Source organism: Nostoc sp. DedQUE08, from assembly GCF_034530895.1.
Classification (GTDB): Bacteria; Cyanobacteriota; Cyanobacteriia; order Cyanobacteriales; family Nostocaceae; genus Nostoc.
Window position 1 is genome coordinate 1 of record NZ_JAVRCD010000075.1, and the last position, 16206, is coordinate 16206.

A 16206-nucleotide genomic window follows, 5' to 3' on the forward strand; every position below is an offset into this window, starting at 1 on the left:
TCAAAACGACTTTGAAGTACCTCAACACGACTTTGGAGTACCTCAACACGACTTTGGAGTACCTCAACATGACTTCGAGGTATCTGTTTTACAAATATTCTTAACCGAGCAGTATTGATATCCATCCTTGCTGCGAGTAAGTAGATTTAAGCGTGGGGTAGTAATTTCTAATTACGTAAATTTACGGAATACGACTTTAGGCAGAATCATCAATTAGGAATCATGTTGACTTACAGTTAGATCCCCGACTTCTCTAAAAAGTCGAGGATCTTATTATTCATGAATGATTGAAGTTGGTTATAGACAAAGCAAGTCTCAAGCATTACTTTGATAAACTCAAAGCTAAACCTAAATAAATTACTATTTATCCTAAAATTTTGGCAGATAATTTTAGACAACAATCTAGCCATTTTTGATTATTTTCAATCAATAAAGGTCATCAATCTTTATTTTCAATAAAACAGGAAATATGCAGTAAATATACTGATGTAATTTTGTGAGTTAAAAACTCTAACTATTGCAACCATCAGCCAAAATCCTATATGTCTTTTTTGTTTCTAAACCATGAATTAGATATAGCAATTTCCTAAAACAGGGCTATTTGTCAGGAAAATGAGATATTTATGCTGAGGGATTCATAAAAACTTATTTAATAAAATCTTTTGTATATATATATTTGTCGTTAAAAAGTATTAAGAAATTCTTATTAAAGAATATTGCAATAGCTTGATTTAATTGCTAACGTGTGTATGACAGCGATGCTGATGAACGCTCGGATCTAGGAGAAATAAAATCTATGAGCTATACCCATTCAGCCAAGTGTGTTAGGCTTTGACGGGTTCAAAACGAGAAATTTCTGCCTCATATAGACAACTATGAGGGATTGCAGATTAACCAAGAAATATCTTGTTGCTAAAGGCTTAGTTTCAGTTTGATTTGAATTGTGATTAATTATTTGTCTTACTTTGTGCCGACAAGTAAGTAGCTCTTGCTTGTGTGTATCGGCAATAACGAAGAGTTTGGTAAGACTTAAATTTTGGAGAATAAAACTAATGGAGATTAAAGGTAAAGTTGCCCTAATTACAGGGGCTTCGCGTGGAATTGGACGAGCGATCGCCATCGAATTAGCGCAACAAGGCATCAAGCGGATGATATTGGTAGCACGCGATCGCCGCAAGTTAGTGGAGGTAGCCAACGAAATCGAGGCTATGGGTACAGAAGCTGCGATCGTGGCTTTAGATTTGACGCAGACAATTGAAGTAAATATCGCTGTTGCCCAACTCTGGCGCAATTACGGACAGATTCATCTGCTAGTTAATTGTGCGGGAGTCGCATATCAAAGTTCGTTTTTGCAATCTAAAATGCCCCAAGTTCAAGAAGAAATTTCGGTGAACTTGTTAGGGATGTACAACCTCACTAGTTTGATTGCTCGACGCATGGCCAGTCAAAGACAAGGGACAATTGTCAATGTATCGAGCTTGATGGGGAAAGTTGCAGCACCAACGATGGCGACATACTCAGCAACCAAGTTTGCCATCTTAGGATTTACCCAAGCCTTGCGCCAAGAATTAGCCGAACACAATATCCGCGTGATTGCATTACTGCCTTCCCTGACAGACACAGACATGGTGCGCGACTTAAAATTATTCCGCTGGGTAATCCCCATGACTCCCCAGCAAGTGGCTAAAGCACTCGTCACCGGAATGCAGAATGATTCATCAGAAATTTTAGTCGGATGGCAAAGTCATTTAGCTGTGTTGTGTCAACGCCTTGCCCCTTGGTTGTTAGAGCTAATTTTACGCATAGCAACACCGCCAGCACCAAGCAGACAACGACTGATTGAAAAACTTACCCCTTCCCGTAGCGTCTCGTAGAGAAGGGGAGACGCCGAGGGCGATCGCAGACTCAATACTCAATACAGTTCGGTTAACATATTTCTCTCTCGAAGATCCCCCCAACCCCCCTTAAAAAGCAGGGCTTTTTCTCCTCTTTACCCCCTTTTTAAGGCTACGGTGTACACACAAGTCTGAAATAGCTGATTAACCCAAGGTTTTACCCCACCCTAACCCTCCCCGTATGTATTGGGGAGGGAACTAGATTTCTTATTTCCCCCCTTTACAAGGGGGGATTAAGGGGGGTAATTTGACTTGTGTGTACACCGTAGCTTTTTAAGGGGGTCGCCGTAGGCGGTGGGATCTTATCCGAACCGTATTGACTCAACACTCCTGAATAAACTTCTCCGAAATCTTCAGTTTTTTGGCTTTACCCTTGTGCAAAAAAGTAAGGCTCGCAGTGCCAAGAAATGCTAATAAGCTGAAAGTAGAAGTAGATTCAGGAACAGACTTGGAATTCTCAATTTTGATAACTTGTCCAAGTCCAGGGCCATCGCCTCGGTTTGTCACGTAAATAGCATCATCAGCACCAATAGTCAAAGCAGTAGGAGACTCTAATCCATTGCCACTAAGAATAGTTGTGCGAGTCCCATCCTTGGCTATTTTAATTACAGAACCATCTAGATTACCTTTCCAGAGTGACTGATTAGCGTATTGCAAAGCATATAAATTACCTTGACTATCAAAATCTAAGTCAGTAAGTTGGGTAAAGCCATCAGTATAAACTGTTGGTTTATCATCAGCACCAACTCGGTAGATTTTTGCTTCACCTTCGGGAAAAGGAAAACCAGTTAATTGGCTAATATAATAAGCGCCATCTGGGCCTTTGGCGATATTTGTGGGTACTGCTTGAATTTCAAATGGCGATGACGATGCACCAGTGGGAAAAACTGGATTAGTTAATGTCTGGCGGGGAATTGTGGCGATCGCTTTCAAATTACTTCCATCAGTCCCGACACTGAGTAACTCATTAGCACCAGTATCAACTGCAACAATCTTATTTCCATCTAAAAGAAGAGAGAAGGGATTGCTAATTAGATCGCCTCCATCAGGATTATTTGCAAGTTCATAATTAGCTAAATCAGCCACACTAGTCCAGGAATTTGTATTGAAATTAGCAGTAATGATTTTTCCTAAGTCAGTGTTACCTAATGTGGCGCGAAATGTGGGATCGGAAGCATACCCAACTGCAATATAAGGCTTGCCAGTAGCATCAAATTTGATATCTTGAGGCCCACTACTATCAGTACCATTTGGTAATGCTAGAGAAGGAAGTCCTGTAAGTATACGCTCTTGTGTACCATTTCTAATTTTGGTGACTGCACCAGTTGTGCCATAACATAAAGATTGGCCTGCGGCACTCGGTGAAGGAACACAAGCTCCACTTCCACCTGTTCCTGCCTCTGTGACATAGAGACTGCCGTCAGGGCCAAAACTTAGACCCCGTGGACTATTAAGATCGTCGGCAATTACTGAAAATGATGCCGCTTCTGCTGCTTTTATTCCTGAAAAAGCAGCAATACAAACGCTCAAAAATGTAATTCCAAATTGTTTTAGTTTCATTAGACTGCTCCTAAAATTAAATTTGCGTAAAGCATAGAATAGAAAATTTTATATTAATAAAAAATAATATTTAATGTTTATAGTTTCTGTGAATTTTAGAGCTTATTTAAAAGAGGAAAACAGATTCAAGCCCAGAAAGCCAGATGAAATCTGAATTTCTGAATTTTGAGTTGTATCATACCATTTTCAAAAATATTTGCAACATAATGAATCGGCTATAGGGAGGTACAAATGTACGCTTATAGCAACAAAATTAAATAGAATTACTGTATATTTTTTAGTGTTTTTTATACAAGTGCGATATCAAAACTGTTGAACAACACAGATATTGCGGGACTATTAAGACGATCGCAGTTTGCATCAATACATAAAGTTGCAGTTCAGAAATTGCTGGGCGATCGCATAATGAGACATACCTTGTTTCGGAGCAATCAGAAATGCTTTCCTTCCCCACAACCCTGACTCCTTTGCCCGAAATCATTGATGGCTTACCGAATATTTCTGGTTGGGAAACAGAGGTTCTCTCTGTAGTTAACCAAGATCGACCAGTATTTTTACCAACCACGAATATTAAGTTGGAAAATGTAAATGCTGTATTTGCGATCGCTTTGCACATGCACCAGCCAACTATACCTGCTGGAAATGGCGGTACACTCATCAGCAATCTGCAATATATGTTTGAACATCCCCATGAAGGGGATAACCACAATGCAGATCCCTTTGCCCATTGTTACAGCCGCATGGGTGACTTGATCCCCGAACTTGTCAATCAAGGTTGCAATCCGCGTGTAATGTTGGATTACTCTGGTAATCTTCTGTGGGGACTGCGGCAAATGGGACGCGGTGATGTTCTCGATAATCTTAAACGGATTACTTGCGATCGCACCTACCAACCTTATGTAGAATGGCTGGGTACAATGTGGGGTCATGCAGTTATTCCTTCCACACCCATAGCAGATATTAAATTACATATCGTTGCATGGCAACATCACTTTGCAGCAATTTTTGGCTGGGAAGCACTAGCGCGAGTCAAAGGATTTTCGCCCCCAGAAATGCACCTACCCAATCACCCTGATGCTCTCTATGAATTTGTGAAAGCGCTAAAAGAATGTGGATATCGCTGGTTACTTGTTCAAGAACATTCTGTAGAAACTCTTACTGGTCAATCTCTCACTTATAAACATTTACCACATCGTTTAATTGCCCGTAATTCTCAAGGCGAAACAATTAGCATCACAGCCTTAATTAAAACCCAAGGTTCCGATACTAAATTAGTTGCTCAGATGCAGCCTTATTATGAAGCTAAAACATTATCTAAACAACAACTTGGTAGTGTGTCTATACCATCAATAGTTAGCCAAATTGGCGATGGTGAAAATGGCGGCGTGATGATGAATGAATTTCCTAGTGCTTTTAAACAAGCTTGGTGGGATATGGTAAATAATGGCAGAGGAAAATCAGGTATTGTTGGTGTGTGTGGTACAGAATATTTAGAATTAATCGAAGCTGCTGGATGCAACCCTGAAGATTATCCAACTTGTCAGCCAGTGGGACAATATCAGATTTGGGAGCGAATTTCACCAGATAATATTCAACCGGAAGCTGTAGAGAATGCCATTCAAGAATTAAAGCAAACAAACTCTAATTTTCATCTGGATGGAGCCTCGTGGACAAATCATATCAGTTGGGTAAAAGGATATGAAAATGTGTTGTCTCCCATGTATCAATTAAGCAGTTTATTTCATCAAAAGATCGATCCATTACTGCAAACTGACTCAGAAGAACCGATTGCTAGACAATCTCAATACCGTAACGTTCTCCTACATAATCTTTTGCTGCAAACCAGTTGTTTTCGTTATTGGGGGCAAGGCGCTTGGACTGATCACGCACGGGAAATTTATCAACGTGGCGAAAGCTTGCTGCAAAAGACATTTTAATTAATTGCTGTTCTAGCCGTAACGCACTGCATTTATTAGTGCGTTACGCCTGTTTTAACGCACCCTACAATTTAATGCTTGCTGAATCTACCAAAATAAATACGCGATATACCGAAATGAGAAAGTAATCAAGCATTTTGAGAAAGCAATATGCCTTTTTGTTTGCTGAATCTACTGAAATGAGAAAGCATTTAAGCATTTTGAGAAAGCAATATACCTTTTTGCTTGCTAAATTTACCGAAATGAGAAAGTAATCAAGCATTTTGAGAAAGCATTTAAGCATTTTCCTTAATGAATTTTGTCAACAAATGAAGTTAAGGTGAAGTTACTGAAAGTATTCTTTATAATTTCGATGCCAAAGTAAATATTGAGTTTTATCCTTGAACACAACCTACAAATAAATAGACAAACAAGGAGCTTAGAACCTATAGCGCTTCTCGGTTGAGTCCAATACAGACCTAACCCCCCTTAATCCAGCCCTTTCAAGGTGGTGAAATTTAAAACGAAAATTGGTAATTTCAATATTCAAAAATCCCAAAATCTCGGCGGAGGATTCAAAATGGTAGGACTGAAACACTGAAACAATGTATCTTTGTTCGTCACCTTGAAAGGGCTACCCCCCTTAATCCCCCCTTTCCAAGGGGGGAAACCGGAAATCTAGTTCCCTCCCCTTTCCACGGGGAGGGTTAGGGTGGGGTAAAAACTTGGTTAATCAGCTATTTCAGACTTGTGTGTATACCGTAGCCTTTTAGGAGAGAGGTTTGGAGAAAGATCAAAGTGTATTGCTTCCATTCGATAACCGCTATATTTATAAAATAAAATATTTATAAAAATATTTACATTTAGGTTATTTTCCTAAAAGCATATTGCTACACCAAAGGTAACAATATTTCAAATTTTGTACCTATACCAATCTGTGAATGAAAATTCAATTTACCGCCATGTCTCACAGTGATAATTCGATAACTTACTGCTAAACCAGTATTTTTACCATTCTTTGTTTCCAGAGAAAAAGACTCCGTAATTTGCTGTTGTAATTCTTCAGACATTCCAGAGCCATTGTCAGCAATGCGAATTAAAACCCAGCGAGAATCGGGTGCATCTGGGTTGCTTGCTTCTTGTGATATAACTTCTGTGGTAATCTCAATTCGGGGTTTTTGAACAGTCTTTGTCTCTTCTAAATGTAACTGCTGTCGCACTGCTTCATTGAGTAAAGTATCCACAACTTCACTTAAAATATTCATCAAAACCTGGTTAAATTGCCCCATAAAGCAATACACTGGGGGTAATTGACCGTAGTATTTGACGATTTCAATTTCTCCTTGAAGACGGCTATTAATTAATAAAATTATGCTATCTATACAGGCGTGTAAATCTACTGGTTTGGGAAAAAGTTCATCAATATGACAGAAGTTTTGCAAGCTAGTAACGAGTTTTTTTAATCTTTCCGCTCCTGTGCGAATACTAGCAAGCGATCGCGACAAATCTTGTTCTAAAAAATCAAACTCAATCTCTTCTTTAATCTGGTTAATTGCCTGAGAAGCTGATGGTAACTCTCGGTCGTAAGCTGCTATGAGTTTGAGTAAATCTTGACTGTAGTTTGAAACATAAATTATGTTCCCCCAAATAAAACCCACTGGATCTAAAATTTCGTGGGCTACGCCGTCTACTAAACGCCCCAAGTTTGCCATTTTATCATTTTGAATCATTTGGGCTTGACTGCGTTCATAACGAATCAGATTGTCGATTCCCCGAATTTGCCAAGAAATAATATTCAATTCTTGGACATCTAACAATCTATAAGCGCCAGATTCCGTTTCTACGACAATTGGTTCTGCTAATAATTCTGGCGATCGCTTTAAGCTAAGTTGCATTGTTGTTAAAATCGATGTTGTATCAGTAACAAGCAACATCGGTGTCCGCACATAGCTGTAGAGAACAGCTAATGGTTGCTGAACAAATAACTCTTGTCCGAATGGACGAATCAAAAATTCTAGTAGTCGCCGCCGCGAAATCATCCCAATAAACTGTCCCTGTTCTACCAAAATTACTCCTGGTAACAAGGGGTATTTGTCCAAAAAACTAGCCACTTCCATCCCGGTGTGGCTGATTTCCACCGAGAAGTTATACATTGGTAGTTCTTGGAGAGTTGAATCTAAACCAAGATCGCGATCGCTACCCTCAGACAAAAATGGCGGTGAGATTTGGCAACTAAATTCTTCTGGCACTAGACACCCTGATTTTTTCAAAGACAGGTAAAGAATAAGTTAATATTTTACATTCTGCCACCCTCAAAATCCGATTTTAGTTTAGGTATCTAATAAAACTAGTGGTCTGTCAAGCTGAAAATCTTTCTCAGGCAACTGGAAGTAATTGGCGGGCAATTTATAATCTGGGTGGAGAATATTGAGAAAGCGATGTCTACGATGGTCACTGAGCGCAGCCGAAGTGCGGGCTACGCCTACGCAAGCTAAACTTAAAAATAACCTTTACCAAAAGTGCAAAGGTAGCGTTATGACTTCTGTAACCGATCCACCCAATGCTCTGGCTCCTTTCCCCTTCCCCGATCATACCCAGCTTCCTGAGTCCAATGGTAAGTTCGTGAAAAATTGGCAAGAACATCCCCAAAGCCTTCTACTAACTGACTCAATTACACTGATTCTCAAGCAATTAAATCCTGAAGGTGAATACTGTATAGGGCAGGACTTAGGCATTTACTGGCGGTTGACCGATCCCCTTGAAAAAGGCGCAGAAGCACCAGATTGGTTTTATGTCCCGAATGTACCGTTTTTGCTCAATGGGCAAACCCGACGTTCTTATGTGATGTGGCGAGAGTTTATTGCCCCGTTGATTGTCTTAGAATTTGTCTCTGGGGACGGTAGTGAAGAACGAGATAAAACTCCTTTGAAGGGTAAATTTTGGATTTATGAGCAGGTGATTCGTCCTGCCTTCTACGGCATTTATGAAGCGAGTAAAGCCAGCCTAGAAGTTTATCATCTGATTGAAGGACAGTATCAGATTTTACCAGCAAATGAACGAGGACATTATCCTATAGTTGCTTTGGGTGTTGAATTAGGCTTATGGCAGGGAAAATGTCAGAATGTGGAATTACCCTGGTTGCGTTGGTGGGATTTACAAGGGAATTTGTTGTTGAGTGGCGATGAAAGAGCCGAACAAGAATCCCAAAGAGCCGATCGCCTAGCTGCCCAATTGCGATCGCTTGGCGTTGAACCAGAAATCTAATACCGTACTACAAATTACGAATTACGAATTACGAATTACGAATTAAAAAAGGGCTGGTGTAAAAGAGTCATCTGTGGCTTAATTTGTTTAGACACAAATTTTACTGCTACCAGGGTAATCACGATGACAAATAGACCTCCTTCCGAACCGGAGTCATCCCCAAAAACTGCCCTTGGCTTTGATGAATTTATAGCCATTTTGGTTGCCTTCACCACTATCGGAGCGATTCTTTTTTGGTCATTGTCCCGCAGAGATTCTAGCTGGAACTTAAACGGACTGCTGTTGCCTTCCTCTACTCCATCTCCTAGCGTTCAACCAAATCAAGTATTGCCCTCTCCTACTGCCAAGGTAGAACCTTATACAGTCCCCAACAACGTTTTGCCCTATTCTTCACCTGAAGCTGTTGTTGAACCCAAGACACCTTCATTCCCAACTAACAGCGCAACTCCTTACCGCGCAATGTTACCATCTATTCTGGTAATCCCAACTCAATCCCCACAACCACAAAGACCTATATCTCCTGCAACAGAACTTGAGTCATCACTCAAATCATCAGCGTTGCCTTTAGTAACTCCGGCAAAACCAAAATCAATCATTCCGCCGCCAATTGCATTTAACGATGTGCCTAATGACTTTTGGGGTAGGCGTTTTATAGACGTTCTTTCTGCCCGTGGGATTCTCAAAGGATTTCCTGATTATTCTTTTAGACCAAATCAGCCTGTAAACCGCGCCGAATTTGCTGCCATACTAGAAAAAGCTTTTGACCAAGAACCATCTAAGACTGCGATCGCATTTCAAGATGTACCAACAAAATTCTGGGCAACTTCAGCAATTGACCAAGCCATCAGTGCGGGTTTTCTTAAGGGCTACCCGAAAAAAACCTTCAAACCACAACAAAATATTTCACGAGTGCAAGTTTTAGTTGCCCTTGTCAGTGGGTTGAATTTGAAAGCACCCACTTCCCCAAATCAGATTATCAGTTTCTATAAAGATGCTAAAGATATTCCATCTTATGCTGCCGGTAAAATCGCTGCCGCTACAACCAATGGTCTGGTAGTTAACTACCCAAATCCCCAAGTCCTCGATCCCAACAAAGTAGCTAGTCGGGCGGAAGTGGCGGCGATGATTCATCAAGCTTTAGTCAAACGGGGCAAACTGGCGGCAATTACATCTCCGAATATAGTGCGTAGGGATAGCCCAACCCAGGCATCGCCCAAAATATCTCCAGAACTTCCACAGACTCCAAAACCAAACCCAAAGGGTAAATTGCCCACCGCAGGTTCGCCTCAATAATAATTACTAATTAGTAATTCGTAATTAAACCAAGGTTTGAGAAAGCGACCTTTACAGGTCGTAGTGTTAATAAACTTTGTAAGAAACTTCGAGAGAAGTCTGAACGCTGAAAATCGGCGTTCAGACTTCAGTCATTTGGAATTAAGTGTACTTCTACACAGGAGTATACTACGCGTAGCGTCTCATAGAGAAGCGATAATTAGATATTAAGCTTCTGGAATTTGTTTGCCGACAACTTGTGATTTAAGAGTGGTGATTTCACTCGTTAACTCTTTCCTGGTTGAGGCTTTGAGTAAATAACGGTAAACAAACCAGGCAGAGTAACCAATACCGATCAGCTCAAAAGTAGGTGCTACCAAAGGGATATCATTCAAAGCATCTAATATTGCCAAGAGTACTTTAACGGCAACAATCGATCCTACAATCAAACCAACTGTTACCAGGGGTTGCTTATATTGATTAAAGAAGCTTCCCAGATAATCTGGTAATGTTGCTAAAAAGGTAGAAATTTGCTCCCCGTATTTTACCCATTCGTCTTGAGGCTGTGCCGGAGGCTGGAGTTTGGTGATGGTTCCCGTTTGGCTGTTGATCTCTGCCACTGTAGTCTCTTTAGATTGGGTTTCGGTAAATTCTTGTTCTGGCATTTTCACTCCTATTAATTTGACAGTTGAGTTTTTCTAATCTGGATAATTACAACCAAAGGGTTGATGATTAGGTAATGTACTTGGGAATCAGTACAATTTGGTGAAAGGCACAAAAAGTTTTAGTGTCCTATAACCATAGTTGCCCCATACTATCTACTGCATCAACTACAAGATAGACAGTCAGTAGGAGGATAGAACTCAGAAAGCAGCAGGATGTATTATAATCAACTTCCTGAGTTCTATTTTTGGAATCAACCGGAATCCTCAGGTTGTGATTATCCCATTCCGTGTCATTTGCTCATAATCGTACTAAATCTAAGTACAGATTATCCAAAAATCACTCTACTTCTCATTTATATAAGCCTAGAAGCCGATTTTATCCGATATTAAAGCTATCTTAAGCCGCGTTCGTCAATTCACGCATTCGTATTGATATTAATACGTAATAAAAATTTTTGCCCGTCCATATGGACTAGACTTTTAACCTGTTTTATGATAAGTGTGCCTGAATATGGGAGCAGGGGAGTAAGGGAGCAGGGGAGCAGAGGGAGAATAACTCATAACTCAGCACTCATAACTCATTACTCATTACTCAGCACTCCTAATGCCCCTTTGCACCTCTGCTTCTTCCCATCCCCAATTTCCAATAAGTATCAAACCTTTTGTTTTTTTTCCTGATTGTATTAATTTTATAAGGAAGCAGTAAGGTAGAGTAGTGGCTTAGGCGATCGCAATAACTCATTGCTTGCTATCAACCGCATATTGTGGAAAGTAGTGTAGTCAGGAGAAGACGCTCTCAGGTGGGTCTTTGGTGGAGGAAACTATATCATCGATCCTAAAAAAAGTAAGTTATTTTTATAGTAATTATACTTAGATAAACAGTTGGAAAATTTACTTATATAATTTAAGGTGGTACTAATTATCTAGCAAGCAATGATTTGCTCTTGCGATAAAAGAAGATAATGTAGATGTTAATGACTAATTAAGATATTTTGACAATCTAAACTAATTTGATTATTTTTGCAGGAAGGCAAGGAGGTTTGAGAAATGCTTTCCTCAAAAGCCAACCCCTATATACAGCAGTTCAAAAAGCAAAAAAGTGTCAGCCGAAGAGCCATCGACAGACGAACTCCCAACTATAGAATTTCCTTCACGAGGGAAACTCAAAGCTAGTTCTTGGCGTATCCATCAAAAAATTGGTTATGGGTACTTTGTAGCTATTGGAATTGGCTTTTTTGGCTCACTGACTGGGTTAGTGATTGCTAATTACTACCGAGGAAGGGAAGTTAGACAATTCAATCAAGCTTATGAACAAGGACAACTACTGAGTAATTATAAAGATGCCGTAGTAGGAGCGCAATTACATAGTTATAACCTAGTTGCTGTATTAGAAAATTCACAACAACTGCAAAACAAAAAAGCTGATTTTCTGAAGAATGTTGAAAAAGCCAAGCAACTAGAGTCAAAAATTGGCGGATTTCTCGATACTAAACCTAAAAGACTAGCAGCAACAAGTTCGACTTTACAGACCTTATTGCTGGATTATAAGACTAATTTAAAAGCCTACGTTGACCAAATCGAGGTTGTCTTACAGAAAATTGACTCCCCAAAAGTGCAGCCTCAGAAGATTTCTTCGGCCCGATCGCAGTTATTAACAATAATGCGTGGTGAAACAGCCATGCAGTTAGACCAGCTTTCTCAAAGCTTGACTAACATCCTGCAAACTGCCCAAGAACAAGAGCAAGAAAGGCAAAAAGCCGTTGAGCAGGCGAGAATAGTTGAGCGATTCATCGTGATCGTGAGTATGCTGGTTTCGGTAGCGATCGCAGCTATTGTAGCTTGGCGTACTAGTCGAGCGATCGCTGAACCAGTGATCACTGTAACCCAAGTAGCTGAACAAGTTGCCAGGAAACATAATTTTGATTTGCGAGCGCCTGTTACCACTGAAGATGAAATTGGCCTACTCGCCAAATCTCTAAATCGTCTGATTGAGCGCGTATCTGAGCGAACAAAAGAACTACAACAAGCTAAAGAATTAGCCGAAGCTGCTAGCAAAGCAAAAAGCATATTTTTGGCCAATGTCAGCCATGAATTACGCACACCATTAAATGCTGTCATTGGCTTAAGCCAACTACTAGAAGACGACGCTACGGATCTTGGTTTATCGCCAGACTTTATCACCGACTTAGAAACAATTAACGCTGCTGGTAAGCATCTACTGCACTTGATTAACGAAATCCTCGACTTGTCAAAAATCGAAGCAGGGAAAATGACCCTGTATCCTGAGACATTCGAGATTGCAACGCTAATTCATAACGTTGTTCTCACAGTCAAACCAGCTATAGAAAAAAATGCCAATGTTTTAGAAGTGGATTTTGATGAGCAACTTGGCACCATGTATGCCGATCAAACCAGGATGCGGCAGGTGTTATTAAACTTACTAAGTAACGCTAGTAAGTTCACTACAAACGGTAAGATAATGCTGACAGTCAAAAGAGAAAAAGATGAAGTACGGCTGGATGCTCCTTTAGGCAGCATTATTTTCACCGTTACCGACACAGGTATCGGTATGTCTAACCGTCAACAGCAGCAGTTATTTCAACCTTTTACACAAGGTGATACTTCAACTACGAAAAAGTATGGAGGTACGGGATTGGGGTTGGCAATTAGCCGCCACTTTTGCCAGATGATGGGTGGTGAAATTATTGTCAAAAGTCAGCCAGGAATTGGCTCTACTTTCACTATTCGTCTGCCAATGACTGTGCAGGATTGAATGGGGCATTGGGCATTAGGAGTGCTGAGTTAGGAGTTAGGAGTTAAGAGTTAGGAGTTAGGAGTTTTGTTTATCTCCTTGTCCCCTTGTCCCCTTGTCCCCTCATCTCCCTCATCTCCCCGCTCCCCTGCTCCCCTGCTTCCCTGCTCCCCTGCTCCCCTGCTCCCTCATCCAGTGAATTAAGTAATGATACTCACCCTCCCTGTATCCAAGTCGTAACGTCCTCCGACAATTTTTAATTTGCCTGACTCCACCTGCTCAGTTAAAAGCTTTGAGCGCTTCAATCGTTCAATTTGATATTGCACATTTGCCACCACAGCGTTTTCAACTGCATCACCAGACTGACTTTTGACTTTTTCTACTGCTGGCTTAATTGCCTTCACAAAAGTACTAATATCACCGAGTAACGATTCGTTTTGGACAGCTGCGGTTACTGCGCCACAACGCTCATGGCCCATCACCATCAGCAGTGGAGAATTTAATAAGACAACTGCATATTCAATACTGCCGATCGCTTCATGTGTGGCAATATTGCCGGCAATCCGAACATCAAAAATGTCCCCAATGCCTTGATCGAAAACAATTTCTGCGGGTACTCGTGAATCCGCACAACTAAGAATAGTTGCAAATGGATGTTGAGCTTGAGCAACTTCGTGCAACCGCAGCTCAGATTGATCGGGGTATTGGGGATGATGAGCGACAAAGCGCTGATTTCCGTCAATCAGCTTTTGCAATGCTGCATCGGGACTGAGAGATTCAGGGGAAGTTGAGGGGATTTCGGCAGCTTTAGCCTGTTCTACCCGCCAGAGTAAATCGCTGGCAGTTAGCATCATCCCAAAGGCCCCGGTCATTCCTAACTTCAAAAAGTCACGACGTTCCATGAAATGTTTCATTGAATTTATAACTCTCTTACAGAGACGCGATACATCTGACAGAGCGAATTTCCATCACATCGGAAACGTAACAAGTACCTCCGAATTTATTTAGGAGTGGTCTGATATTTTCGACAACACGCTTGAGTTCTTCTGGCATACAAAACGCGAGAATGTAAACATTATCAAGCATGGTCATGTCTAAATCTTCTGTTGTTCCTCGTAATCCTTTACCAACAACATTTCTAATGACGGCATGGTTATGTACACCTGACTTGTCTAAATTATCTAAAATTTTGGCAAGCTCAAAGGAGTTGGCGATAATTTCTATCTTTTTAACTACGTGCATATTATTACCTCCAGAATAGGTTAATTCCGTAGAGATATAGCGGAATTCCCACAATAATATTGAACGGAAATGTGACTGCTAGAGCGGTAGAAACATATAGGCTGGGATTTGCTTCGGGAACAGTCATCCGCATCGCCGCAGGCACAGCAATGTAAGAAGCGCTGGCACACAATACAGCGAATAGCAGCGAATTTCCCTGAGGCATACCGATGAATTTGGCGATCGCTAACCCAATGGCTGCATTGAGTATTGGAATTAGTATGGCAAATAAAATCAGGAAAACTCCGGTTTTTTGCAAGTCTTTAATTCTTCTGGCAGCCACCAGTCCCATATCCAATAAAAAGAAGGTGAGAATGCCATAAAACAACCCTTGAGCAAAGGGTTCTAATACGTGCCAACCACGTTCTCCTGTCAAGACACCGATTAAGAGGCTACCGACTAGGAGAAAAACTGAACTATTAAGAAATGCTTCTTGCAAAACTTCCGACCAAGCAAACTCTCGCTTTTCATCGGCGGTGAATATACTCACCAAGATCAGACCAACAATGATTGCCGGAGATTCCATCAGGGCAAGAGCTGCTACCATGTAACCATCATAATGAATACCAAGCTCTGTGAGAAAAGCACCGGCAGTGATGAAAGTGACGGCACTGATAGAACCGTAGGTTGCTGCGATCGCCGCAGCATCGTAAGTATCCAGTTTCACTTTTAGGATAAAAAAGGTGTAAATTGGAACAAGGCAAGCCATCATCATTGCTGCCACGAGTGTTAGAATTACTTCCTGATTCAGTCCACTTTTGATTAGTTCTACCCCTCCCTTAAAACCAATTGCAAACAGCAAATACAACGAAAGGAGTTTGGGTACTGGTGGGGGAATTTCCAAATCAGACTTGACAAAAACAGCAGTCATGCCTAAAAAGAAAAACAAGATTGGCGGATTCAAAATGTTGGATACAATTAAGCTAAAATCCATATCCACCCCTCTTTATACTGGTAAAACTTGCAATTAAAGAAATTTTTCATCTTTAAAAATTTAACGGTTCAATGATGATGTATCGTGTATTGTTACCTAATGTCAATTGGGTACTCAAAGAGTGAATAGTCTTATTGGTGACTATACTTTCAGTTAGGTATTACAGCGTTTTTCAAGCAAATAAACCACGGTCTAGGAAACATTGTCATGTCCCCAGAAAAACGTATTGGGGCAATTTATTAATTTAATTGCCCCTACTGTTGACAACAGAACAAGTTAGAGCTTGCTCATCATATTTTGATGTTTGATTCCCCGTCGCTGATTTTACGACAGAACGCGCAGGAATAATTGGTCGCTAACTTATCCACGTAGAAAAGTTAACGTATTGTAGGGACAATTCATAAATTGCTACGACACAAACGTTGTCAAAATCCCAGTATTTTTTGATTTACAACAGTTTTGTAAATCCTGCTTGCTCAAAATGCCGATCGGATGTAAAAGCTTGAGTAATCCCCTCCTGTATCATCACTGCAAAGCTAACACAGTCAGTTAGCCCCCAATCTTTATAGCCCCGCCCCTTGTGGGCGGAACAAATCTAAAATCGTCTTTTCTTCAATCCCCAAGCCCCGACCGTAGTCAAGCGGGGTTAATCCAAAATTGTAAATCT

General features: G+C 40.7%; 11 protein-coding genes. 5 read left to right on the top strand and 6 right to left on the bottom strand.

Annotated features, from left to right (window positions below):
* Positions 1 to 1052: 1052 nt before the first annotated feature.
* Positions 1053 to 1874, top strand: a complete 822-nt coding sequence (locus RMY64_RS32075) for an SDR family NAD(P)-dependent oxidoreductase (RefSeq protein ID WP_322702143.1) — start codon at positions 1053 to 1055, stop codon at positions 1872 to 1874.
* Positions 1875 to 2216: 342 nt separating this feature from the next.
* Here the strand turns inward: RMY64_RS32075 and RMY64_RS32080 are convergent, their stop codons facing one another.
* Positions 2217 to 3455 carry a ScyD/ScyE family protein gene (locus RMY64_RS32080; protein ID WP_322675219.1) on the bottom strand — a complete coding sequence of 413 codons (1239 nt, stop codon included), beginning with the start codon at positions 3453 to 3455 and terminating at the stop codon, positions 2217 to 2219.
* A 437-nt stretch (positions 3456 to 3892) separates the two neighbouring features.
* Here RMY64_RS32080 and RMY64_RS32085 point away from each other — a divergent pair, with 437 nt between their 5' ends.
* Positions 3893 to 5392, top strand: a complete 1500-nt coding sequence (locus RMY64_RS32085) for a glycosyl hydrolase family 57 (RefSeq protein WP_322702144.1) — start codon at positions 3893 to 3895, stop codon at positions 5390 to 5392.
* 869 nt (positions 5393 to 6261) lie between these two features.
* Here the strand turns inward: RMY64_RS32085 and RMY64_RS32090 are convergent.
* Positions 6262 to 7620, bottom strand: a complete 1359-nt coding sequence (locus tag RMY64_RS32090) for a sensor histidine kinase (protein WP_322702145.1) — start codon at positions 7618 to 7620, stop codon at positions 6262 to 6264.
* 286 nt (positions 7621 to 7906) lie between these two features.
* On the opposite strand from RMY64_RS32090, the gene RMY64_RS32095 reads away from it, so the two are divergent.
* Together RMY64_RS32095 and RMY64_RS32100 are read left to right on the top strand one after the other, a co-directional pair.
* The gene (locus RMY64_RS32095) at positions 7907 to 8635 is read left to right on the top strand and encodes a Uma2 family endonuclease (RefSeq protein WP_322702146.1); all 729 of its coding nucleotides are present in this window, start codon (positions 7907 to 7909) and stop codon (positions 8633 to 8635) included.
* A gap of 123 nt (positions 8636 to 8758) precedes the next feature.
* Positions 8759 to 9928: an S-layer homology domain-containing protein gene (locus tag RMY64_RS32100; RefSeq protein ID WP_322702147.1), complete on the top strand. Its 1170-nt coding sequence runs from the start codon at positions 8759 to 8761 to the stop codon at positions 9926 to 9928.
* A 206-nt stretch (positions 9929 to 10134) separates the two neighbouring features.
* On the opposite strand, the gene RMY64_RS32105 is transcribed toward RMY64_RS32100, so the two are convergent.
* Complete coding sequence (locus tag RMY64_RS32105; protein WP_322675214.1) at positions 10135 to 10572, bottom strand: CAAD domain-containing protein; 438 nt, start codon at positions 10570 to 10572, stop codon at positions 10135 to 10137.
* Between the two features lie 1099 nt (positions 10573 to 11671).
* Here RMY64_RS32105 and RMY64_RS32110 point away from each other — a divergent pair.
* Positions 11672 to 13345 (top strand): sensor histidine kinase, encoded by a 1674-nt coding sequence (locus RMY64_RS32110; RefSeq protein ID WP_322685060.1) that lies wholly within the window; start codon positions 11672 to 11674, stop codon positions 13343 to 13345.
* 179 nt (positions 13346 to 13524) lie between these two features.
* On the opposite strand, the gene RMY64_RS32115 is transcribed toward RMY64_RS32110, so the two are convergent.
* Genes RMY64_RS32115 through RMY64_RS32125 form a run of 3 tightly spaced genes read right to left on the bottom strand, consistent with a single transcriptional unit; the run spans position 13525 to position 15539 of the window.
* Positions 13525 to 14226 carry a carbonic anhydrase gene (locus RMY64_RS32115; RefSeq protein WP_322675222.1) on the bottom strand — a complete coding sequence of 234 codons (702 nt, stop codon included), beginning with the start codon at positions 14224 to 14226 and terminating at the stop codon, positions 13525 to 13527.
* A 28-nt stretch (positions 14227 to 14254) separates the two neighbouring features.
* Positions 14255 to 14566: a P-II family nitrogen regulator gene (locus RMY64_RS32120; protein WP_289799207.1), complete on the bottom strand. Its 312-nt coding sequence runs from the start codon at positions 14564 to 14566 to the stop codon at positions 14255 to 14257.
* A gap of 4 nt (positions 14567 to 14570) precedes the next feature.
* Positions 14571 to 15539: a sodium-dependent bicarbonate transport family permease gene (locus RMY64_RS32125; RefSeq protein ID WP_322675212.1), complete on the bottom strand. Its 969-nt coding sequence runs from the start codon at positions 15537 to 15539 to the stop codon at positions 14571 to 14573.
* Positions 15540 to 16206 lie beyond the last annotated feature (667 nt).